The 22,283-nt window shown below is 45.1% G+C and carries 18 protein-coding genes and 5 pseudogenes; 19 read left to right on the top strand and 4 right to left on the bottom strand.

Annotation, left to right across the window (positions count from 1 at the left end; all coding sequences use genetic code 11):
- The first annotated feature begins 6 nt into the window (after positions 1-6).
- The 4 genes and pseudogenes from rbsB (at position 7) to ACWGOO_RS11275 (ending at position 3,486) form a co-directional block, all read left to right on the top strand.
- A complete protein-coding gene (gene rbsB, locus ACWGOO_RS11260) occupies positions 7-927 on the top strand; it encodes a ribose ABC transporter substrate-binding protein RbsB (RefSeq protein ID WP_452483365.1) in 921 nt (306 codons plus the stop codon).
- 143 nt (positions 928-1,070) lie between these two features.
- Positions 1,071-1,822, top strand: a pseudogene (locus ACWGOO_RS11265) (ABC transporter substrate-binding protein).
- Between the two features lie 53 nt (positions 1,823-1,875).
- Positions 1,876-2,148, top strand: a pseudogene (locus ACWGOO_RS11270) (iron chelate uptake ABC transporter family permease subunit); the annotation flags it as partial.
- 348 nt (positions 2,149-2,496) lie between these two features.
- A complete protein-coding gene (locus ACWGOO_RS11275; protein ID WP_452483367.1) occupies positions 2,497-3,486 on the top strand; it encodes a tyrosine-type recombinase/integrase in 990 nt (329 codons plus the stop codon).
- A gap of 697 nt (positions 3,487-4,183) precedes the next feature.
- On the opposite strand, the gene ACWGOO_RS11280 is transcribed toward ACWGOO_RS11275, so the two are convergent.
- Positions 4,184-4,384, bottom strand: a complete 201-nt coding sequence (locus tag ACWGOO_RS11280; protein WP_452483531.1) for a hypothetical protein — start codon at positions 4,382-4,384, stop codon at positions 4,184-4,186.
- Positions 4,385-5,228: 844 nt separating this feature from the next.
- Here ACWGOO_RS11280 and ACWGOO_RS11285 point away from each other — a divergent pair.
- Complete coding sequence (locus tag ACWGOO_RS11285) at positions 5,229-5,414, top strand: hypothetical protein (RefSeq protein ID WP_452483369.1); 186 nt, start codon at positions 5,229-5,231, stop codon at positions 5,412-5,414.
- A gap of 346 nt (positions 5,415-5,760) precedes the next feature.
- Positions 5,761-5,856, top strand: a pseudogene (locus ACWGOO_RS11290) (hypothetical protein); the annotation flags it as partial.
- 126 nt (positions 5,857-5,982) lie between these two features.
- Here the strand turns inward: ACWGOO_RS11290 and ACWGOO_RS11295 are convergent.
- A pseudogene (locus ACWGOO_RS11295) lies at positions 5,983-7,222 on the bottom strand (MFS transporter).
- A gap of 374 nt (positions 7,223-7,596) precedes the next feature.
- Between ACWGOO_RS11295 and ACWGOO_RS11300 the strand changes: the two are divergent.
- Complete coding sequence (locus tag ACWGOO_RS11300) at positions 7,597-8,700, top strand: DUF3900 domain-containing protein (protein WP_452483371.1); 1,104 nt, start codon at positions 7,597-7,599, stop codon at positions 8,698-8,700.
- A gap of 116 nt (positions 8,701-8,816) precedes the next feature.
- Here ACWGOO_RS11300 and ACWGOO_RS11305 read toward each other — a convergent pair whose 3' ends face one another.
- Positions 8,817-9,746 carry an L-lactate dehydrogenase gene (locus tag ACWGOO_RS11305; RefSeq protein WP_452483373.1) on the bottom strand — a complete coding sequence of 310 codons (930 nt, stop codon included), beginning with the start codon at positions 9,744-9,746 and terminating at the stop codon, positions 8,817-8,819.
- A gap of 232 nt (positions 9,747-9,978) precedes the next feature.
- Here ACWGOO_RS11305 and ACWGOO_RS11310 point away from each other — a divergent pair, with 232 nt between their 5' ends.
- From ACWGOO_RS11310 to bioB, 8 genes are all read left to right on the top strand, one after another.
- The gene (locus ACWGOO_RS11310; RefSeq protein ID WP_452483375.1) at positions 9,979-11,370 is read left to right on the top strand and encodes an amino acid permease; all 1,392 of its coding nucleotides are present in this window, start codon (positions 9,979-9,981) and stop codon (positions 11,368-11,370) included.
- 166 nt (positions 11,371-11,536) lie between these two features.
- Positions 11,537-12,787, top strand: coding sequence for a YCF48-related protein (locus tag ACWGOO_RS11315; RefSeq protein ID WP_452483377.1), 1,251 nt, complete (start codon positions 11,537-11,539; stop codon positions 12,785-12,787).
- Positions 12,788-12,985: 198 nt separating this feature from the next.
- Positions 12,986-13,168 carry a hypothetical protein gene (locus ACWGOO_RS11320; protein ID WP_452483379.1) on the top strand — a complete coding sequence of 61 codons (183 nt, stop codon included), beginning with the start codon at positions 12,986-12,988 and terminating at the stop codon, positions 13,166-13,168.
- A gap of 187 nt (positions 13,169-13,355) precedes the next feature.
- The gene (locus ACWGOO_RS11325) at positions 13,356-13,751 is read left to right on the top strand and encodes a DUF2500 domain-containing protein (RefSeq protein WP_452483381.1); all 396 of its coding nucleotides are present in this window, start codon (positions 13,356-13,358) and stop codon (positions 13,749-13,751) included.
- A 167-nt stretch (positions 13,752-13,918) separates the two neighbouring features.
- The gene (locus tag ACWGOO_RS11330; protein WP_452483383.1) at positions 13,919-14,341 is read left to right on the top strand and encodes a cell wall hydrolase; all 423 of its coding nucleotides are present in this window, start codon (positions 13,919-13,921) and stop codon (positions 14,339-14,341) included.
- Positions 14,342-14,394: 53 nt separating this feature from the next.
- Complete coding sequence (gene gerQ, locus ACWGOO_RS11335) at positions 14,395-14,850, top strand: spore coat protein GerQ (RefSeq protein WP_452483385.1); 456 nt, start codon at positions 14,395-14,397, stop codon at positions 14,848-14,850.
- Between the two features lie 389 nt (positions 14,851-15,239).
- On the top strand, positions 15,240-16,541 hold the full coding sequence (locus tag ACWGOO_RS11340) for a hemolysin family protein (protein ID WP_452483387.1): 1,302 nt from the start codon (positions 15,240-15,242) through the stop codon (positions 16,539-16,541).
- A 241-nt stretch (positions 16,542-16,782) separates the two neighbouring features.
- On the top strand, positions 16,783-17,790 hold the full coding sequence (gene bioB / locus ACWGOO_RS11345) for a biotin synthase BioB (protein ID WP_452483389.1): 1,008 nt from the start codon (positions 16,783-16,785) through the stop codon (positions 17,788-17,790).
- Between the two features lie 307 nt (positions 17,791-18,097).
- On the opposite strand, the gene ACWGOO_RS11350 is transcribed toward bioB, so the two are convergent.
- Complete coding sequence (locus ACWGOO_RS11350) at positions 18,098-19,330, bottom strand: aminopeptidase (RefSeq protein WP_452483391.1); 1,233 nt, start codon at positions 19,328-19,330, stop codon at positions 18,098-18,100.
- Between the two features lie 161 nt (positions 19,331-19,491).
- Between ACWGOO_RS11350 and ACWGOO_RS11355 the strand changes: the two genes are divergently transcribed.
- The 4 genes and pseudogenes from ACWGOO_RS11355 to ACWGOO_RS11370 form a co-directional block, all read left to right on the top strand.
- A complete protein-coding gene (locus tag ACWGOO_RS11355) occupies positions 19,492-19,788 on the top strand; it encodes a hypothetical protein (RefSeq protein WP_452483393.1) in 297 nt (98 codons plus the stop codon).
- A 127-nt stretch (positions 19,789-19,915) separates the two neighbouring features.
- Complete coding sequence (locus ACWGOO_RS11360; protein WP_452483395.1) at positions 19,916-20,719, top strand: MBL fold metallo-hydrolase; 804 nt, start codon at positions 19,916-19,918, stop codon at positions 20,717-20,719.
- Between the two features lie 154 nt (positions 20,720-20,873).
- Positions 20,874-21,893 carry an aldose epimerase family protein gene (locus ACWGOO_RS11365; RefSeq protein WP_452483397.1) on the top strand — a complete coding sequence of 340 codons (1,020 nt, stop codon included), beginning with the start codon at positions 20,874-20,876 and terminating at the stop codon, positions 21,891-21,893.
- A 106-nt stretch (positions 21,894-21,999) separates the two neighbouring features.
- Positions 22,000-22,191: pseudogene (locus tag ACWGOO_RS11370) on the top strand (FadR/GntR family transcriptional regulator); the annotation flags it as partial.
- Positions 22,192-22,283 lie beyond the last annotated feature (92 nt).

The raw sequence follows: 22,283 nt of genomic DNA on the forward strand, positions 1-22,283 counted from the left end.
CTATATATGAAAAAGCTTACATTAATTATGACAGCCCTGCTCCTCCTACTCATGACAGGCTGTTCTCTGGAACCGCCGGAATGGGCGAAACCTAAAGCAGCCGCGAACTTGAAGGACATTAAAATAGGCTTGTCCATCTCTACACTGAATAATCCATTTTTCGTCTCTCTCAAAGACGGAGTCGTTGCAGAAGCCAAAAAACAAGGATTGCAAGTCATTGTCGTCGATGCGCAAAATGATTCGGCGAAGCAAAGCAATGATGTGGACGATCTGATCCAGCAAGGCGTAAATGCATTGTTAATTAATCCGACAGATTCGTCGGCTATCTCTACGGTAGTTCAATCTGCGAACACTTTGAACATCCCGGTCATTACGCTGGATCGTTCGGCAGACAAAGGAGATGTAAAAGCGCTTGTCGCTTCGGACAATGTAGAGGGTGGACGTATGGCTGCCAGATACGTGATTGATCAAGTCGGAAAAGGTGCCAAGGTCATTGAGCTGGAAGGCGTACCAGGTGCATCGGCCACCCGTGAACGGGGCAAAGGCTTCCACGAAGTAGCGGATAAGGAACTGAACGTTATTGCTAAACAGTCGGCCGATTTTGACCGGACCAAAGGTTTGAATGTCATGGAAAACCTGCTGCAAGGCAACCCGGATGTTCAGGCGGTATTTGCCCATAATGATGAAATGGCGCTTGGGGCAATTGAAGCCATTCAAAGCTCGGGTAAAAATATTCCGGTGATCGGCTTTGACGGCAACGAGGATGCACTTAAATCGATTAAGGAGGGAAAACTCACGGCGACCGTGGCTCAGCAGCCCGAACTGATTGGACAATTGGCGGTTCGGGCGGCACAGGATGTGCTCCAAGGTAAAACTGTGAAAAAATCAATTCCTGCCAAGCTGGAGTTAGTGGATCAAAAGAAATAAAACGGGCGTATACCCCCATATATTTAAGATTTCGGGCTGATGCGAGAATGCGATCAGCCCGTTTTTTTATTTTCCTGATTTATTTAAATGAAAGGTTCTATGTAACAATCCTCTATTTTGAGTGCGATTCTGCAGAGAGCTGAATTATTCGCTTCGTAATAATATGGAAGTTTTTATTTTTTGTGTTTCTACTGGTGGTTGCACTGAGTGCTTGTGGAAATGCAGATACCGATAATCAGACCAATGGAAAGACCAGCACAAAGACTCTTTCTGGCAGTCCCAAACGGTTTCCATGCGAGAATATACAGATGCCGCTGGCAACAAGATCAACATCCCTGTAAATCGGCAACGGTAAGATTGACGGAATTGCGGAATGTGCTCAAGCAATTTCGCGATGTTGACGCTGTGCTGGGTAAGGACAAAGAAGCTGAGCAGTGGATTGCCAATCTGGATCAAAAGGCTGCCGCTGGCTGGAAAATTTAAGGAAAATGAAACAGTCACGATTTACATGACCTACGGCAAGGATGTGCTAAGAGTGTATGGGGCGCGGAATGTAGGTCATGTCATTTACCGTTCACTGGAATTGAATCCTTCTGAGTACATACGCCAAAAGCTGGCGAAGGAACCGAACTTTAATTTCGTTTATGATAGCATTTCGATGGAAAAGCTGCCTGAACTGTCGGAGGACCGAATTATTATGCTGGTTTATGATGAAGAGACCAAGGATGAAATCCTCAAGGAAATCGAGCAAAGCGCACTGTGGAGAAATATCCCTGCAGTTAAAAACCACAAAGTATATTTCATTAAAGCTGACCCGTGGTTTACATATTCACCGCTTGCTATCGACCAATCGCTGGATGAAGCCGTTACCATGCTTTCCACCGATCCTAAATAATCACTTGAAATAAGAAAGGAGAAGTCATATATATGCTAAGACGATTTTTTGAATTAGGGCTGATTATTCCTCATATGACCCGCAAGCTGGTTAGGCTGGATCATTCTTTGTTCGGCCATTATGGGAGCTTTGCTCATCGTGTTTGCCGATCTGGCGGCCCGTATGATTAATGCAACGGAGGAAACACCAGTAGGCGTGCTGTTAGTGCTTGTGGCGGATACGATTACACGATCCTTACCTTTACAGAAGAAATCCCGACAGGTTTGATCGTGGCGATCATTGGTGCTACATATTTCCTGTATCTGCTGAGTCGCTCCAAGGGATAACATCGCGAAGAAATCATAACTTACTCATACAAGCTATACACGACAAAATAACCTTCAACACCACTAAGGAAATGGGGCTGAAGGTTATTTGCATTTAAAATTTAAATATTCTAATGAGAAAATCAGTCAAAATAGCGGTAGACAAGGATAGGGAGCATTATTTATACTTAAAAAGTGACGAAAAAAACAGCGTATAATATAAATTATACGCTGTTTAGGTTTAAATCGACTTTCATTAGCCCCCACGCATAAGTTGTCGATTGGATTGTCGATAAAAATTAGGCGAAAATGGACGTTTTACAGCATTTTTGGTATTTGGGAATATGAATCGAAACGGAGGTAATCGGGATGAAAAAAGGGGTACGGCAAATGGAGCAGGATACAATAGATGATATTGATGAAGTGTATGCTGAGGAGCTGGAAGCTTTTTTGATCTGGATGAAGGATGCGGGATATACGATACATACACAAAAAAACTATACAGGGGATGTGAAGCAGTTCTTACGTACGCTGCGTGAAAAGCCACTTGATCAGGTGAAGAAAATTCATGTTATGTCGTATCTGTCTAAAGCACGGGAAGGTGGAGCAGGAGATAGTACACGGAACCGAAAGCATGCAGCGGTGAGTAGCTTTTACAAAGCGTTGCAGGAATTTGAATTGTGCAGCACAAATCCGGCATCCGGAATTAAAAAAGCAAAGACCGAAAAGAATCGTATGCCCGTCTATTTGGATGAAAAGGAAATCCAGCCGTTTTTGCTCGCAGTGGAGGGGAAATATGCAAATCGCAACATGGCAATTTTTCTGCTCATGGTATATATGGGATTACGGGTGGGAGAGGTTCATTCTTTGAATGTCTCGGATTTTAGCAGAGAACGGCGCACACTAGATGTGTTTGGTAAAGGGCGCAAGTGGCGTACGCTTCCGGTGCCGGAGGGTGTGTGTGATATTGTGGAACGTGCGTTGGAGGAAAGATTAACCCCGTGGAGGGGGAAGGAGGACGCGATGTTCGTGTCGCAAAAAGGCCGCCGTTTGGCGGTGCGCTCTATTCAGCAGATTGCTACAGAAACGTTCGAGCGATTCCAACAGGATAAGAGTGTGGAACGTCGGGTATCCTACTCCAGCCATAAGCTGCGACATACGTTTGCAACGATGCTTTTACGTAAGGGTGCCGATCTGCGTACTGTGCAAGAGCTACTGGGGCACTCATCCATCCAGACTACCACCGTATACACGCATGTCACGGATCGGGAAAAAGAAAAAGCGATGGACAAGCTGGATATTCAGGTACCTATGATGGAATTAAAGAGGTATGGGCTAACAAGAGAAAAAGGGGAATAAAGTGTTCAACAGTGAAAAATAAAATATTGACAGGGATATGATAAGTACATTAAGGAGAATAAAAAGATTAAGTTTACATAATAATTATTATGTAAACTTAATGGAGTGAAACCCAATTTCATAACTTCATATCAACGAAAAATACCAACATATTAACGATTATATAAGCTTAACTAAAAATGTACTTGGAAAACGGAGGAGGAATGATGCTACAAGAGAAGCACCATCCGTCTGCGAAGTGGCACGATAGGTAACTTTTAAGTTCAGCTTATATAGCTTTGCTTTTGATCTATTTGTTCCAAATGATGTCGCATATGTTGAATATAATCGTTAATTAGCCATCCCAAAGTTTCATTAGTCTTTTCGTCCTTCTGAAACCTTTATTCATAGATGCCTAGTATTTCTTTTTAGACCATTTCTCCGGGAGTAGTTTGGAATTAAACTCAAGTTTTGAGATTGAAAGGGATTATTTTTCTTGATTCTTAACGTGAACCTGCGATTGATTTCAGTTATTAAAGGGAGACTTGAGGGAGAACATACTGTTCAGGAGCGGGTAAATTACGGTTTTGGAGTATTTATCATGTCTAAAAATAGAGGAAGCAGATTAAGTTAACATAATATTTATTATATCAACTTAATCTGCTTTGCAAATTCTGATCATAAGTTGATATGATTGGAATTTGACCTGCAATTGTTTTTACACTTTATCTTCCGGAGGAGATTCAATCATCAGACCTTCAACATGTTTCCGGCTCAGAAGCTTTCGTTTTTCGCGGTTCTCCTTAGTTTCCAAAACGATGTCCAGATCATAGTCGTCGGGATACAACTCGGTAGCTGCAATATGAAGAATTCTTCCAGTAGCGCAATAGAGAGGCCCAACCGTGGCGAATGAGTGCAAGGCTTCGGTCGCTTCGTCAAGACGGATCTGATCGTACGGATGTCAGTAATTGGTTGCATGGAAGCGGCATGGCGCTTACCAAGGTAAGAAAAAGCACATTCGGAAACTCTTGTTTTGATCCGGTCATATTCCAAGCGCTACATTGTGGTTTCATTCATGAATAAATCCCTCCTTTAGTTGTGTAGTGTCAGGATTGTTTAGAACCTTCTCTGTAAAATAAAAAAAGGGCGGAGAATGAACAAATCGTTCATTCTCCGCCCTGAAGGAAAGAGGGAATTTATCGTCAAATAAGCCTATAATTCAGCTTTTGCAGCTCCAATTTATGCGTCCCCAAATCATCCATGAGTAAACCAATTTGTAAGCTAATTAGCCCATGAATAGGAGGTGTTAAAGGAAGTTCACAAAAAATCTGAAAACAAAAAAACCGCGCTGAACACAGCACGGAATAAGGCCTAGAAGAAAATAATCCCTGAGGCAATTTATGATATCCGCATGTTCTTAACTAATGTCAGGGTAAAACACAGTAGCAAACAAACCTGTCCCCGGAGGGCACAAGCGCCTGAACAGTCTTCCCTGAATATGAAGTTGCTTAGTTAAGAACATTCACCGACATCAAAATCTTCTCTTGATTACAGATAAATCCACACTATACGATCAGTCAGCACCGAAGTCAAGCCTAGCTTCTTCAAAAAACAGTAATTAGATTACGTAATATACATTATGTTAACTTAAAAAATCCCAGTGAAAGGATGTAATCATATGGAATTTTTGACTACCGAGCAGGCCATTACAAAAGTTAAAAATGGATTAATATTCCATAAAATATAAAAGCAGTTTAAACTCTATGAGCCATGAAAAAGACCCCATTCAGGCGTCCACGAAACATGAGCATATTTATCATATACCTGAGCAATGGGGAGACGGTGTGCATCGTACGCATTTTTTGCGCAAAGGCTTCGAGCTTTCTTATATGAACGAAGTGAAGATCCATCCGGAAATGCCGGGAAGTAAAGCGATGAATCATATCTAGCAGCGTTTTAATCCTTCGTTGTGGGGCGAACTGTTACAGGAGCTGGGTATCCGTCTGGGGCAATCGTTTGCTTGTATGGAAACAGTGATTACGCCCGGTATGAAAGCGATCTCAGGAACTGTCGTCTCATCCTTATCAGGGCCTGACCCGACAGCTTTTTTTTGGAGAGCAGGGCACTGGAGCTAATGGCACTTTTTCTGCAAGAAACACGCACCGCTTCACCTAAACCGACTATGACGATCAAACCCAATGATGTACGTGTATTCACGAAGCGAGAGACATTTTGCTACGTACGCTGGTTCAGCCTCCAAGTCTGATTCGGCTGGCACAGATGGTACATATTAAACGAAATGCGGACCGCATCGTTGTACTGGACAAAGGAAGGGCTATAGAGCAGGGACGACATGATGAACTGCTGGATGACAACGGTCTGTATGCATGATTGTGGAAAAGACAGCATGAAGGAAGAGAGACATAGGTCGTATGAAATTATGATGAGATCATAAAAAAACCGACCTTAGCGGATAGCAGGATACACCTCCATTCCAATAAGGATCGGTTTTTTGCGTTACTTAGATTCCCCGGATATGACAGCTTGCACAGGGGATTTGTCTCGGAGTAATGGTACCAACAGCATTGCACCAATTAAGAATAATCCGGTGCTGACAGCAAATACGGCAAACAGGGAGGACGCATGCTTGAGCGTCCCGCCAATACTCATACCGACGACCATCATCCCTGTGAACAGGGGAGAGAGGGCTCCGCCGACGCGACCAATGAAAGCTGCTTCGGCATTTTTCATCATCATGGTGTTGATACCGATATAAATGCACGGATAAAATAAGCCGCTGAATACTTGTAGTGCCAGTGTCAGCACAATATTGTGCGACCATCCAATTCCAAAAGTTGACAGTGTACTAACCAAAAGTCCGGCAACCAGCAACATTTGTGGCTGTACTTTTTTGGAAACACCCATAATCATGCTGCCTCCAATCAGCATGGCCGCTCCGTTCGCCATTAACAGCCATTGTAGAAATTCCTTGTTTTGTCCAAGGTTCTCTAAGGCGACAAAGAGCATTAGAGGCTGAATAAGTCCGACCGCCAGCCCAATTACGGTAAAAGTCCCCCCAAGCTTGCGAAGTGTACGGTTATTCCATACATAACGAATTCCTTCTTTAAGCTCTTGAATGAAATAAGTTGGATTATTACCTACCTGAAGCTCTCGTTCATCTTGTGGAATACGAGTCAAAACAAGCGCTGAGATGAAAAATAATACTCCTGTTACAGACAATGAAACGAAGATTCCAAAGTGTTGATAGATAAATGTACCGATGACAGGGCCAATGACCATGAATAAAGCCATTAGAGACTGAAAAAGGGCCATGACTCCCTGAAGCTGTTCCGGTTCTACATGCTGCTTAAATAACTTCATCGCAGATGGCTGAGAAAATTGAGAAAGAATTGCCGAGAAAAAAGTGGACAGTAATAGTACCTGCCATGAGCCGTACCACAACGCCAATAACACGATGAAAATGGAAGCGGCGGACAACAGATCACAACTGATCATGGTCCGTTTGGGCCGCCAACGGTCTGCGAATGTGCCCCCAACGGTCTGCGAATGTGCCCCCAATGATGGCAAACAGAAAAATGGGCGTAAATTCTGCTACCGAAATGAGCGACACGTATACCGGATCATTATGAGTCAGATCAGTTACATACAGCAGGATGGCAAAATTCCGCACCCAAATGCCTAAATTCAGCAGTGCATTGGAGGCAATAATGGTCCTTATATATGGATTTCTAAACAACAATAAACTCTCCTTTCCTGATTTCAGGGTGTCAAACCCTTAAGTTTATTTTTTATATAAACAAAATATATTTTTGTCTATATAATAAATTAACTACTATTTAGTCATTTTTTTTTTTGAATTCAGATGAGATCTTAGCATAGAAAATGAATTCGTTCATGATATTTAAGGATGTGGATCAGAATTATGGAAAATTAACCCAATATAAAACTGTCATTAGGAAATTATATCTAATTGCAAATTAAGTTCCATAATAAATATTATGTTAACACTTATGAGTATCTTAACAATGAGGATTTGCATCCGATGTACGTTTTAAATCCATAGTGATATAATTACGCGTACATGCCTGAAAAGGAGCGTATGGAACGCAAATGAACTTTCAAGTGGACTTTTTATCTTTTTTTGTAATTCAGGTAGACGGAAAAGAAGGACAAGGCGGTAAGTCCTACAAGCATTACGCTACGATGGATGACTATGATTATGACGAGAGCGATGTTAAAAAATTTCTGGACGGGGAATTTGCCCGCATTAGCAAACGGAAGGTCGAGAAAAATCCGAGCACAGAGCAGGCACCGACCAAAATTGGCCGCTTTATCGTCGAACCGGAGCATGAACTGAGCAGTAATCCCAATTTCAATATGTTCGCCCGGCTACGGGCAGCAGAGGATAAGGAAGATTTTAAAAATGCCTGCGACGATCTGGTGCGGATGTATCTGGATACAAGCGCGGTACGCGGTGGAGCGCTGATCATTATACAGGCTACCTTGAATACACACTCCGATGATCCGTTTATTTTTGTGCTCAAATGTGATTTTGAACCTAAAATTGCCCGTATTACCGAAAGCAGTCTGGTCAGCGAGGTCGAAATGGCCATTTCAGCCCGTAATATGAAATCTATCATGTATCCTTACATGCTGGAGGAGGGGATGAACGATGAGTGGGAGCTTAAAATTCACCAGTCCTCGCATGCACGATATTTTGAGGATTTTCTGAAATTTGTGACCTATGAGCAATCCATGCCAGAAATCGTCAATGAGCATGTCATGGGCTTCGTACAGAACTATGTAGAGACGAAATGGCCGGATGCTACCAATGAGGAAAGACAGCAAGAGGAACGTGATCTGGAGTTGTGGGCGGCCAGTGAAAAACGGGATTTGCAAGGGAAATGGGAACCCCTTCAGGTCGTAGAGGCTGCGCAGCATATTGTTGAGCTAAAGCCGGAAATTGAAGTTCGCTTCAAGCTGGATGATACGGCTGTACGTGGACTACTGTCCGACTTTGGGGCCAAGCTGCATATTACGAAACTGCACGATAGATACGCGCTTATCATTGAAGGCGACGCATTTACATTTGAAAAAGGCTTTTCACCGATTGAGTTGCTTCAACCTGAATCGTTCGAAACGGTGGCTGAGCGGCTGAAAGAGAAACGCTTCCAAGAAGACGAATTTGCCGATGGCGATACGCCGCCTTGGTAATCTGAGTAAACTGTTTACGATAAGCTGAACTCTTTATATGACATAATCAAAGGGCCTCTCAACGGTATTTTCGCCGCTGTAGAGGCCCTTTTTGTCTACAATTTCAGTTTGTTCATCTACAAGTTGAGTTTACTGATTTGATCTTTTAGCTTGTCCGCAGATTGATGTAGTCCTTCACGTTCCTTGTCATTCAGCGGAAGATCCAAAATTTTACGTACACCGTTGTGATCTACGATACTCGGAACACCCAGATAAACGTCAGACACTCCGTTATAATCTTCCAGCAAGGTGGACACATTAAGTACAGCCCCTTCGTCCCCCAGAATGGCGGCTACGATTCGGTCCAGAGCCAGCCCGATGGCGTAAGAAGTCGCGCCTTTGGCATCTATAATTTCATAGGCTGCATTTTTGGTGCTTTCAAAAATCTCATTTTTTGCTTCTTCACCCAGCTCCAATGGAGTTCCTGCGATGTTGGCCGTGCTCCATACAGGCAGTTCGGAGTCGCCATGTTCTCCAATAATATGGGCGTGGATGCTGCGAGGGTCAATGCCCTTTTGCTTACCAATCAAATAACGGAAGCGTGCACTGTCCAGCAGCGTTCCCGAACCGATAACTCTGCTCGAAGGCCAGCCACTACGTTTCCAGGAAATGTAGGAGAGAATGTCCACTGGATTGGTTGCGATCAGCAAAATGCCATGTGTGTTTACCTTGACGATATTATCAATAATGCTTTCAAAAATTTCGGCATTACGCTTGAGCAGATCAATGCGTGTTTCTCCCGGTTTTTGTGATGCGCCCGCTGTAATAATGATGATATCCGCATCACGACAGTCTTCATAATCACCCGCCCACACTTTGACACCGCCGAGAAAAGGAAGCCCATGATTCATATCGAGCATTTCCCCCTTCGCCTTTTTGACGTTGACATCAATAAAGACAAGTTCTGACATGCGTTGGCGCAGTAGTAGGGTATAACCGGTCGTTGTACCGACCGCTCCCATGCCGACAATGGCCACTCTGCTTCGTTTGTAAGGTTTTAAGCTCATAAAATCCTCATCTCCTTCTCGGGTTGAATACCTTTTGATTTTAGACTAATTAATTTAAAATTTATCTTTCCAACTAAGTTTACCGTATATGTGTGCTCGACTGCAAAAAAAATATGACATTTCTCCTTGACTTCTAAGCGATACTCGCTAATAATTAATCAAATGATAACATGCACTAAAGCGTTGCAGTAGCGATATTCACTTATGAAATTATGGAAAGAGGATTATGTATATGGATTTATTTCGAAAAAAGACAGGACTACTCGAGTATGAAGAAAGCGGATCTAAAGGACGCTTAAAGAGAACGATGAGCGCCTTTGACCTTACTATACTAGGTGTAGGTTGTATCATCGGTACCGGGATTTTTGTTATTACTGGCAAGGCAGCAGCAGAAAATGCAGGTCCTGGATTGATGCTCTCTTTTGTAATTGCAGGGCTTGCCTGTGTACTGGCAGCCTTGTGCTATGCAGAGCTTTCTTCTACAGTTCCCGCTGCCGGCAGCGCTTATGCGTATGGCTATATTGTGTTTGGGGAAATTCTGGCCTGGGTACTGGGTTGGGACTTAATTCTTGAATACGGGGTGGCGGCCGCCTCAGTGAGCAGTGGCTGGTCTGCTTATTTTCAAGGCTTGCTGGCCGGCTTTGATATACATTTACCACTGGCTTTAACCGCAGCCTTCGATTCAGCCAGGGGAACCATTATTGACCTACCTGCTGTGTGTATTATTATGTTGATCACACTGTTACTGAGTCTCGGAGCCAAGGAAACGGTTCGGTTTAATTTCATTATGGTTTGTGTAAAAGTCGGGGTCGTGCTGCTGTTTATCGGAATCGGAATCTTTTATGTTAAGCCTGCCAACTGGACACCGTTTCTCCCTTATGGTTTCTCCGGTGTTTTGAGTGCCGCGGCAATCGTATTTTTTGCTTATTTGGGCTTCGATGCCATTTCAACAGCGGCAGAGGAGGTGCGTAATCCGCAGCGGAATATGCCAATCGGTATTATTTCCTCGCTTGCGATTTGTACAGTGCTGTATATAGCGGTTTCTGTTGTACTTACCGGAATGGTGCCTTATACGCAGCTGGGGGTAAATGATCCTGTTGCGTTTGCTTTGCGCTTTATCCATCAGGATTTTGTGGCCGGACTCATTTCTATCGGTGCTATTGCCGGGATGACCACGGTTTTACTCGTACTGTTGTATGGTCAGACACGGTTAATTTTCTCGATATCGCGTGACGGTCTGTTACCGGTATTTTTATCTAAAATCAATCCCAAAACTCAAACACCCATCCGAAGCACTTGGCTGGTCGGAAGCATCATCGCATTGGCTAGTGGTTTTTTTCCGTTACATGCTCTGACGAACCTGACGAGTATCGGAACCCTGTTCGCTTTTGCCGTTGTATCGGTTGGGGTGATCGTTCTGCGTAAGAAACGTCCGGATTTGAAAAGAGGCTTTACCGTGCCTTGGGTTCCGTTGCTTCCGCTTTTGAGTGCCCTGGTTTGCGTCGGTTTGATGCTTCAGCTTCATATCAGCACGTGGATTGGATTTATCGTGTGGCTCCTGCTGGGTCTGCTGATTTATTTCTTCTACGGATATCACAAAAGCTTGTTAAACCGTAAATCCTAATTTGTTTAAATGTTAAAAAGCCGGCATCCTGCACTTATGTGAAGGGTGGCCGGTTTTTTTGTATGAGCGCGCGAAAAGTGTCACTTAGAGTCGTTTATGGTATAATTCTGTTTCAGATAAGCTTTTGGCACGGGATTACCGCATGCCATCGAGGGAGGATCTTTATATGAAACTGCGCTGGCGTGCGCTCCTGGGGGGAGTATTGCTGCTGACAGGCATCCTGCTGGCTGGATGTTCTCCCGAACCCGCAGAAACCGTAACCAAACCTCAGATTGAGGAACCGGATGACCAGGGACAAACGATAACTATTAATCCACCATTGACTCCGAAGGTGGGCGATCCCAATACCAAATATGTAGTTCAGACGCGAATAGCTGATTTCCACCTAATTGATGAAAATAAAGGTTTCGTTTGGGGAGTTACTCGTAATGAGCTTCGGCTCTATTATACGCATGATGGCGGAAAGACCTGGAATAATATTTCTCCTTCTGAAAACGTTCAATTTCAAGACAAGCTTGAATATGGGAAGGATATTAGCTTTACCGATTCTCGGCACGGATGGGTTGTCCGTCAAAATCTGGACAAAACCGCAACCGTCATCCTCAGAACCGCTGATGGGGGACAGAGCTGGGATATTTCAGCGCTTCCAAGCGGGGAACATGTGAGCGTGATTCAATATGTAAATACGTCTACCGGATGGATTATGGCTTCTACAAACCTGAATGAGCAGGATCAACAAAAATTGTTGTATCATACCACTGACGGAGGAGCCACATGGCAGAAGGTTGCGCAAAGTTCTGGTATGTCATCCAAAGAGTCAAGCTCGGGCCTGCCCGAACAGGGCAGCATGGCGGGAATGTGCTTTGATGGCAACAAGAAGGGTTTTGTTGCGATTAATCTGGATAACAGTGTTAAGCTTTATAAGACTTCGAATCAAGGGAAGACCTGGACCCCGGTAGCCAACAAGATCCAGGGTTGCCCCCAGGCAAAAGCTGAAGCTCCGCAGTCTTTTAAAGGAAATAGTTCTTCGTACTTGATTCCTGTTCTCTGTTATTTGGACAGCGGTACAAAGTATAGCGGACTGTTTACTGCTGATGTAGGCACGCAATGGAACAATGTGTCTTTGGGGCTGAGCAGTAAAAAGAACTCCATTATTCCCGGACGCACCTTTCTAAGTGATAAGGAAGGGTGGATCGTAACCCCAACCGGAATGAGCCGAACGATGGACGGGGGCAGGACGTGGACAACCCTTACTGGCAGCAAAGTGCTGCCATCGAAGCTTAAGGATTACCCGCGATCGGTCAAGCTCCGTTTTGCTTCTTCTACGGTAGGTTGGCTGCTTCTGGAACGATTGGACGACAAGAAATCACTGTTGCTTAAAACGACGGACGGTGGTACCAACTGGAGGATCCAATAACCTTCACCAGGGCGATTGCCCTGTGCTTTTCCCCTAATTTTGCACGTCCTCAACAGGCCATGCAGATCAGGGAAGAGGCACAGGGCGTTTTATTTTAAAAAAACTTAAATTTTATACGATAATATGTGAAAAAAATCACAATATACTGGATGAACCCCTGTTATACTGAACCTGTAAACAACGATAGGAGTGATAATCATGAGAGCGAATCAAGATCATATGTTAACCCAATACTACCTTCAATTTTGTTACACTTGCCAGGATGCCTACGGTTGCACGACTGAAGAGGATTGCAAGCAGTGCGCAGAGCGTTACGCCGATACAGAAGAAAATGAAGTTCTGGATGAGACACAGCGCTATCTCCAGCTTGTACATGTATAAACAGATGCACCATTCTGATATCGCCATATGTTGAGCCTCCCGGATCATTCCGTGGAGGCTCTTGGCGTTCTTGAGGTTGCTATCAAATTTGGGCAGGAACGTACATATACTATTACAGAAAGCTTAGGTCATGTGAGGATGCCCGGCGGTTTCCCTGTGGAATGCCTGGCGGAGAGGAGTGCGTTGCATGGGATTTGAGTCATTATGGATGTTCGATTGGCTGGGTACGGTACTGCCCGTATTTTTCGTAGTCGTGTTGGGTATTGTCCTATTGTCTGCGGGCAGGGAAGTCATGGAATGGAACCGGAATAAAAGGCAACCTGTATTGACGGTCGGTTCCCGAATTACGGCCAGAAGGACACATCTCCAACAGAGGCGGCAGGAGGAACAAGGGACTCGTACCTATACTTTCTATTATGTAACCTTCGAGGTGGAGAGTGGCGACCGAATGGAGTTCAAGGTAAGCGGGGAAGAATATGGTCAATGTGCTGAGGGAGATGAAGGACGGCTTACCTTTCAGGGTACACGGTATATCGGGTTCCAGCGTCTTAATCGCTATAGCTTGGAACAGGTTAAAATGTAGACAGCAGCTTATGACGCGTAAAATGATTAGCGAGCTATAAGCTGCCTGAACAAATAGTCCCGAATTTCGGGGCTATTTTTTTATCCTTTTTTTCACTGGAAGCTGTCACCCATTGGGCATTTGTACCATAAGATATGGTATGTGATGAAGAGCGAGGAGGGGACGCGGTGGCTGTTATTAATGTCAACTCAGGGGATGTAAGGACACTCGCCCGGCTTATGCGGGCAGAGGCCGAAGGAGAAGGAGAGCAGGGAATGCTCATGGTCGGCAATGTTGGTGTTAATCGGATTTTGGCCAATTGTCTGGATTTTCAGGGAATTCGCCTCATGAATGACATGGTGTTTCAAAGTCCCGGCGGATTTGAAGCTACGCAAAAGGGGTATTTTTATCAAAGAGCCCGTGACCGTGACATTCGTCTTGCCCGGCGTGTCATTAATGGGGAAAAAATACGTCCGGCTTCGAATGCATTGTGGTTTTTCAGACCTTCCGGGGACTGTCCGGATACCTGGTATAACCAGACTAACACGGGGCGTTTCAAGGCGCATTGCTTCTTCAGCCCGACTGTACAGGATTGTCCTGCCGTCTATTAGAGCGTTTCAACAATGAGTTTGGATGATTTAAAACCATTTTAGGAGGAATTCACATGATTTCACAGCAAGCTTACCGTCCTGTCTCTTATCCTACTGGTGGCGGGTATCCCGAATGGCCAAGAGGGATGAATCCAGTCGGAACCATGCAGCCCATCAGCAGCTTTCCCCCTCAGGTTAACAGCGGTAGCGCGATGACACCGGCCGGTATGGTGGTGCAAAGCCAGACTCCGCAATATGAGCAATCATACATTGAAAATATTTTACGCTTGAACTTGGGTAAAACAGGAACCTTTTACATGACGTATGAAAATAACCGGGAATGGAATGCAAAAATATTCAAAGGTATTCTGGAAGCAGCGGGTCGTGACCACATTATTATCAGTGATCCGGCTACGGGCAAGCGAACGATTTTGCTGATGGTGAATCTAGACTATGCTACTTTTGATGAGCCGCTGTTGTATCAATATCCCGGTGTCATCGGTAATCCGGTTGTTTCCCCGGTTCGCTGATGCCTTCATATATATTAGTCCATATCCTCTGCCTGATGGCGGAGGATTTATTTTATTTATATTCTTTCTCGAATATAGTTGCTTCCTTTGTGGTAAGAGGCGAAAAATGAAGTTTTCTGACCTAAATGATAGGGGAAACTGATTTTTCTGACATTGCTTGTGGTTTGACTGTGTAGTGTATAGCTATATAATTGAATATAAGCTAATGATGATTTGATCATTCATGCGGAATATGGCTTTTGGAAGCCGGAAGGAGTGAATGTGTTGGGAAGTTGACGCTGCTTATGATGTGTTATCGTTCTGTCTATGATGAAACTATCCGAAGGAGGTGCGCCTGTCTGCCGTAATGACGGCTGACGGGGAGCATATTGAGTGACCCTTTACCGAGTATGTTCAACTTATTTATTGTTTTTGCATTAGTATTATTAAACGGTTTTTTTGTATCTGCAGAATTTGCAATGGTGAAAGTCAGAAGCAGTCGTATTGAAACATTGGTAGAGGCGGGCAACAAAAAAGCCGTGTACGCCACGAATATGTTACACAACTTGGACGCTTATCTGTCTGCCTGCCAGTTGGGCATTACACTGTCTTCGCTGGGACTTGGGTGGATCGGAGAGCCGGCCATTGTACATTTGATCAAACCTGTATTTACCGCAGCCGGGCTGGGACCGGTATATGTACACGGTACTGCCGTGGTCATTGCATTTATTGTAATTACGATTCTGCATATTGTGCTGGGTGAATTGGCGCCCAAAACGATAGCCATTCGTAAAGCTGAAACCATTACGCTATATTCGGCCATGCTGATGACTTGTTTTTACAAGCTGATGTATCCATTCATATGGGCGTTGAATGGCATGGCAAACAGCCTGCTGCGTTTATTCCGTCTGGAGCCGGTATCCGAACATGACGATTCCGCGCATACGGGGGATGAAATACGCATTCTGATGAAAGAAAGCAATAAGAGCGGACTAATTGATAATACGGAATTGGCGCTTGTTGATAATATATTTGATTTTACCGACACGACCGCCAGGGAAATCATGATTCCGCGTACCGAGATGATCTGTTTGTACAGCAATGAGTCCACAGAGGAAAATCTCGCGATTGCGACGGAGAGCATGAGAACGCGTTATCCAATCTGTGCCGAGGACAAGGACCATATTATTGGCTTTATCCATATTAAGGATCTTCTGCGGGCGAACAAACTGGATACCCGTACGATGATCCGTCCGATTCTTGCCGTTCCTGAATCAACGCAAATTAGCGATTTGCTCAAACGCATGCAGCGTAGCAAGACACAAATTGCGATTCTGATTGATGAATACGGCGGTACATCGGGTATGGTAACGCTGGAGGATATTATGGAAGAGATCGTTGGTGAAATTCAGGATGAGTTCGATCAGGAGCGTCCTGGTTGTGAGCAGATTAATGACGAGGAATTTTCCATTGACGGTATGCTGTTAATTGATGAAGTGAATGATCGCTTTGGACTGGATCTGGATCATGTAGATTATGACACAGTCGGTGGATGGCTGTATTCCCGTGTCGAGGTCATTCCGCCACAGCCGGGTCAGTCTGTAGAATTTGAAGGTTGTCAGTTCGTTGTAGAAGAAATCGAGAACAAGCGGATTTCACGTATTCGGCTGTTGAAGCAGCCAATCCTTTTGGAGAAAGCGGGAGTTTCGTAAATTAGGATTCGCCAAAATAAAAGAGTAAGACATTCTATAATTGAATCATCCCTGAAGCGACCCTTGAACGATAGAGGGTCGTTTTTTTGATTTTGGCTGCTTTACACATAAGACATGAATTGGTATGATGTTTGTATTATTGTCAACCTGTTGTATTTTTATTAGGTTGACAATTAATAAGTAATTTATCCTGAGAAACGTATCTATTTACATGCTCATTTAAATTAGGGAGGTATAAAGTATGAAATGGTCCAATGAGGTTACAGATTGGTACTCGCTGGCAGAGAAAGCGATCCACGGCGGCAATGTAACGCTGGAAGAAGGCTTGGCGGTGCTGGAAGCGGACGATGAGGAAATCTTACCGATTATGCAAGCTGCATTTCGTGTGCGTCATCATTTTTACGGTAAAAAGGTAAAGCTCAACATGATTATGAATGCCAAAAGCGGCCTGTGCCCGGAGGATTGCGGCTATTGCTCACAATCAATCGTATCCACGGCACCTGTCAACAAATACAGTATGCTGGACAAGGAGTCTCTGCTAGCCGGAGCCCGTGAAGCGTTAGCAAGGAAAGCAGGTACATATTGTATCGTAGCTTCCGGCAAGGGCCCAACGAATCGAGAGCTGGATCAGGTAATTGAGGCGGTACAGGAAATTACCAGTACGATGCCACTTAAAATTTGTGCATGCCTGGGAATTCTCAAAGGAGATCAGGCTCGCCGGTTGGCAGAGGCGGGAGTCCATCGCTACAATCACAATTTAAATACGAGCAAGACCAACTATCCGTCCATTACAACCACACATACATACGATCAACGTGTCGAAACGGTTAAAATGGCTCAATCTCACGGGATGTCACCATGCTCCGGCGTGATTATCGGAATGGGAGAAACGAATGAGGAAATCGTCCAAATGGGTTATGCGTTACGAGAACTCGGTGCCGACTCCATTCCAGTTAACTTCCTGAATCCGATCCCTGGAACCCCGCTGGAAGGTGCAACGCGCATATCTCCGATCAGAGCATTAAAGGTACTGGCGCTGTTTCGGTTCATTTGTCCATCTAGGGAAATTCGTGTCGCAGGCGGACGGGAGCTGAATTTGGGGACACTGCAACCCTTATCCCTGTATGCAGCCAATTCGATTTTCGTAGGAGATTATTTAACGACAGATGGACAAGAAGTCACAGCCGATCATCAAATGATTGAAGATCTGGGGTTTGAAATTGAGATGTGTGCCCTTTCATCCGTATAATAAGAATTGTACAAACTTGGAAGGGAGAGTTGAACGATGAGCGAAAAGGTATTATTAGTCCAGGTGAATATGTCTAGCCATTAGGTCATACTGCTCTGGTTATTGCCGACAAACTGGTATGGAGACGAGTTCATGACTACGATACAGGAAATCCACAGCTAGGTTGGATCGAGAATGGATTAATAGAAAACTGCTACGATTTAGCCGCTGCATCTACGACGGGATACTTCTTACGTATTCTCGCCGGCGCTTGGGTTGGGACAAAAGGCTCCTCCGCATGAAAGCGGCGTGAGCCTTTTTTGTCTTTTTAGATCGCCCAGTTTCCTTTGCGGAAGATAGGTTCCTCGGTACCGTCCTCGGTGACGCCGTTAATGTCCATTTCACCTGAGCCGATCATAAAATCGACGTGTGTCAGACTGGAATTCAGGCCGTTGGCAGCCAACTGCTCCAGAGTCATGTCCTTGCCGCCCTTGAGGTTAAATGCATAGGCATTGCCGATGGCCAGGTGGTTGGAGGCATTTTCATCAAACAACGTATTATAGAACAAAATGTTCTTATCCGAAATGGGGGACTGATGAGGCACAAGAGCAACTTCGCCCAAGTAGTGGGAGCCTTCATCCATTTCAATGAGATGCTGAAGAGTCTCCAAGCCTGTTTCAGCCTGCACATCGACAATGCGTCCATTTTCAAAGGTCAGCGTAAAGTTGTCGATAATATTTCCGCTGTAGCTGAGCGGTTTGGTGCTGCTTACCTTGCCGTTCACTCCGGTTTTGAGCGGGGCAGTAAACACTTCCTCAGTAGGCATATTGGCTACGAAGGTATGTCCCTGCTGATTGACGCTTTCGGCTGCAACCCACAGGTGATCTTTAGCCAATTCGATAGTGAGATCCGTTCCTGGGGCCAGATAATGCAGCTTTTTATAGCGCTTGGCATTCAAAATATCTGATTTGCTGGAGAGTGTTTTCAAATGCTCTTTCCAAGCTTCTACCGGATTATCAAGATCTACACGCACGGTGCTGAAAATGGCTTCCCACAGCTTATCCATTTGTTCGGAAGCTGGCAAATTCGGGAATACTTTGGCAGCCCACTCTTCAGAAGGATAAGCAATCAGAGCCCAACTGAATTTATCGGCCATTTGAAGTTCACGGTATTGGCGCAATTCATGTGAACGTACCCGTTGGGCCGCAGTAATTCGACTGGATGGGATGCCTTGAAGCAAGTCCGGATTATCTGCTATGATATGCAGTACTGCTGCGCCGTTCTCGACCTCTTCGGTCATTTCGGCCGCGTACCATTTGGGAGGAATATGAAAAGTCTCATCAGGAGCCAGTTCATACTGTAGGCGAGTGATGGTCTCGTCGCTCCATTTTACCTTAACCAGCTTGGCTCCGACGGTATACGCAGATTTGACAATAAGCCGAACAAGTTCAGCGGACAGGATGGGAGCATGAACGATGAGTGTTTGCCCAGGTTGGACATTAGCACCCACTCGAACGGCTAACTCGGCATATTTTTGCAATTTTTGTTGAAAATCTGACATGTAGCTTTCCTCCATTTCACGAAAAGGCCTTTACAAGGCTGGGGTGCCTGCGCAGTTTTTTTGCAAATTCCACACACGGCTTATATATTGTACAATGTAACAAAAAGGTTCACAAATCTGTATTGGTTAATTTTGGATAAAACGAAAGGGCGGATAGATGAATGGCGGATCAAAATGCACCTCAGGAAGTAAAGGAAGTACATATTCAGCAGGCGCAAATGACTAGAGATGAGAATGGCGCATACTTAGGTCAGGTCGTGTTTGGGGTAGATGGGCAGACTTCTGTATACGAAATTACGTTTCATAGCAAAAGAGGCAAGGAGTGGGATTACAGTCTCCATTTTGCAGGGGAGCCACGGGTAGAGGAAGAGATGCTGCGTATGGATGCATGGATTGAAGAGAATGATGATTTGTTTGATTATTTGCTGGATACGGCGTGGAGTAAATTACCCGAGTAATGTAAACATGGTCTATTTTCGTGACAAGCGGATTATATTTAGCAGTGTCCGCATAATCTGCCGACATGGGGGAAGCCTATAGGTTGATAAAGACAGCAAATTCCATGTGAATGGGGAGGATGACGGTTTGGCAAATCATCTGTTCACCGAAGGAATGATGGCACATGAAGAGGCTGCTCCCGATCTTCTGAGCTTACGGACGCTGTTTGTAAATGTGTGTTTTATCGGGGAGCCGGGAAGTCGATCCTGGGTGCTAGTGGATACGGGGATGGTGGGGTTTACAGACTCGATTATTCGCTTGTCTGAGGAACGGTTCGCTGGCCCTCCCGTTGCTATTGTGCTCACTCACGGGCATTTTGATCATGTGGGATCGATCATTGAGCTGGTTCAGCATTGGGGTACCCCTGTGTATGCGCATCCACTGGAGCTTCCTTACTTGACGGGGATGAAGGATTACCAACAACCTGATCCCAGTGTGGGTGGAGGTCTGCTGTCGAGCATTTCCTTTTTATATCCCAATGATGCCATTGATCTGGATGATCGCATTACCCGTCTGCCTGATGATGGCAGTGTGCCCGGTGCGCCTGGGTGGAAGTGGCTGCATACACCTGGACATACGCCGGGTCACATATCGCTTTTTCATGAACGCAGACGGTTGCTGGTAGCTGGAGATGCTTTTATTACAGTAAAGCAGGAATCGGCGCTGGCGGTCATTTTACAGGAAAAAGAAATACACGGTCCGCCTGCATATTTTACAACAGATTGGCAGGCTGCGCAGCGGTCAGTGGAACGGCTGGCTGGTTTAAAGCCGGAGATTGCTGTTACGGGACATGGTCACTACATGCAGGGGAATGAGCTAACGAATCAGCTGGAACGGCTGACTGAGGATTTTGAGAACATGGCCGTACCCAAGCAGGGACGTTATGTGTAGTACGTTTTGATGACGATGCCTTACGGGGCATCGTTTTTTGTGTTCGGATTTTCCGGAATTCTCGTGTCGGAATGGAGTTTTTTAGTTCAGCATAGTCAAACCAAGATATAAAACGCTTTCATTAACTATCGTCATTCATCAAGGAGGATAATTGATGGCACATCTGTACGCTGCAATTGGTGATCTCTATTATGGAATACCGGCGATTCACCTTAAATTCGGGCGTTATGAAGCGGTAGCCTTGCCGGAAAATGGCGCTAATCTGATTTCTTTTCGTGACAATGAGACGGGATATTCATTTCTCCACGAGCCGGAAGCTGACAGCATAGAGGTTTTTAAACAAAGTCCGTCAGTCTATGGGATTCCTTTTCTGTTTCCTCCGAATCGGTATGAGGATGGCAAATTCCTGTGGAATGGAGTTACATATGAACTGCCCATCAATGAAACGGCGACACACAACCATTTGCACGGTTTTTTACACACTGTCCGATGGGAGGTTGAGGACTACGGATCTGGAGAACAGGGTAGCTATGTGGTAATGAATCAGCATGTGCGGGAAGGACATCCCATGTTCCGCTATTTGCCGTTCACCTTTACCATCAAGCTGACGTACAGCCTGGACGAATTTGGACTGCATCAGCGTTATGTGATTCACAACGAGGGTGATCAGCCGATTCCAAACCTGTTTGCCTTTCACACGGCAATTCGGGTTCCTTTCGTACCGAATAGTTCGCCGGAAGACTACAAAATTAAGGTTACCATCGGTGAGCGTCGCGAGCTGACGGAGCGGCTGTTAGCAACAGGACAGTTCCAGCCATTGTCACCGGAAGAAGAACTGCTAAAGACAACGGGAGTGAGTCCTTACTTTGCCTCGATGGACAATCATTACACAGCAGCTCCGCAAAATGGACGTAACTATATGGAACTGACACACAGTAAGACAGGTGCTACTCTCATATACGATGTAGGCACGGCCTATAAGCATTGGATGATCTGGAACAATGGAGCGAGCAGGGACTTTATCTGTCCAGAGCCGCAAATGAACATGATCAATGCACCGAATCGCCCGGACTTGCCTGCGGAGGAAATCGGGTTGATTGCACTTGCTCCAGGCCATATTTTTGAAGCAACCAGCCGTTTATATTGGGTCACACCTGCACAATCGAAATCCTAGCCTATATTTTATCGGAATAAGCCTGATGAGGTGAGGAAGGGAACATGAAAAACAGGCTGCAGGATGGCAAGCCGCCATAGCATGACACAAAACAGGAGATGATCGGATGAATCAGGAAATGGTGCCTTTTCAAGCCGTCAAACGCAAGCAAATCGCTGATGAAGTGGCTGAACAGCTGTAACGAAAAATAGCTACTGGTGGATGGGATGTGGGTACCAAAATTCCGACAGAGCCTGAGCTGATGAAGCTTTTTGGAGTAGGGCGTTCCACAGTGCGTGAAGATGAAGATCTGCTCGTCCTGATGGATGTGTGGAAGAGGCACAAGTACAGATATTTTGGAAGCCAGCAATATCACCATTAGCTGAACCGACCACCCCGGTTTGTAGCTGA

Source organism: Paenibacillus sp. NPDC055715, from assembly GCF_053617595.1.

What these genes read in the sequence shown, in the direction of transcription:
- ACWGOO_RS11325 (WP_452483381.1), top strand. Translation starts at nt 13,356, where the DNA reads ATGGGATTTGAGTCATTATGGATGTTCGATTGGCTGGGTACGGTACTG.
- ACWGOO_RS11355 (WP_452483393.1), top strand. Translation starts at nt 19,492, where the DNA reads ATGGCGGATCAAAATGCACCTCAGGAAGTAAAGGAAGTACATATTCAG.
- bioB (WP_452483389.1), top strand. Translation starts at nt 16,783, where the DNA reads ATGAAATGGTCCAATGAGGTTACAGATTGGTACTCGCTGGCAGAGAAA.
- ACWGOO_RS11305 (WP_452483373.1), bottom strand. Translation starts at nt 9,746, where the DNA reads ATGAGCTTAAAACCTTACAAACGAAGCAGAGTGGCCATTGTCGGCATG.
- ACWGOO_RS11315 (WP_452483377.1), top strand. Translation starts at nt 11,537, where the DNA reads ATGAAACTGCGCTGGCGTGCGCTCCTGGGGGGAGTATTGCTGCTGACA.
- ACWGOO_RS11340 (WP_452483387.1), top strand. Translation starts at nt 15,240, where the DNA reads ATGTTCAACTTATTTATTGTTTTTGCATTAGTATTATTAAACGGTTTT.
- ACWGOO_RS11350 (WP_452483391.1), bottom strand. Translation starts at nt 19,330, where the DNA reads ATGTCAGATTTTCAACAAAAATTGCAAAAATATGCCGAGTTAGCCGTT.
- rbsB (WP_452483365.1), top strand. Translation starts at nt 7, where the DNA reads ATGAAAAAGCTTACATTAATTATGACAGCCCTGCTCCTCCTACTCATG.
- ACWGOO_RS11300 (WP_452483371.1), top strand. Translation starts at nt 7,597, where the DNA reads ATGAACTTTCAAGTGGACTTTTTATCTTTTTTTGTAATTCAGGTAGAC.
- ACWGOO_RS11320 (WP_452483379.1), top strand. Translation starts at nt 12,986, where the DNA reads ATGAGAGCGAATCAAGATCATATGTTAACCCAATACTACCTTCAATTT.
- ACWGOO_RS11310 (WP_452483375.1), top strand. Translation starts at nt 9,979, where the DNA reads ATGGATTTATTTCGAAAAAAGACAGGACTACTCGAGTATGAAGAAAGC.
- ACWGOO_RS11275 (WP_452483367.1), top strand. Translation starts at nt 2,497, where the DNA reads ATGAAAAAAGGGGTACGGCAAATGGAGCAGGATACAATAGATGATATT.
- ACWGOO_RS11365 (WP_452483397.1), top strand. Translation starts at nt 20,874, where the DNA reads ATGGCACATCTGTACGCTGCAATTGGTGATCTCTATTATGGAATACCG.
- ACWGOO_RS11285 (WP_452483369.1), top strand. Translation starts at nt 5,229, where the DNA reads ATGAGCCATGAAAAAGACCCCATTCAGGCGTCCACGAAACATGAGCAT.
- gerQ (WP_452483385.1), top strand. Translation starts at nt 14,395, where the DNA reads ATGATTTCACAGCAAGCTTACCGTCCTGTCTCTTATCCTACTGGTGGC.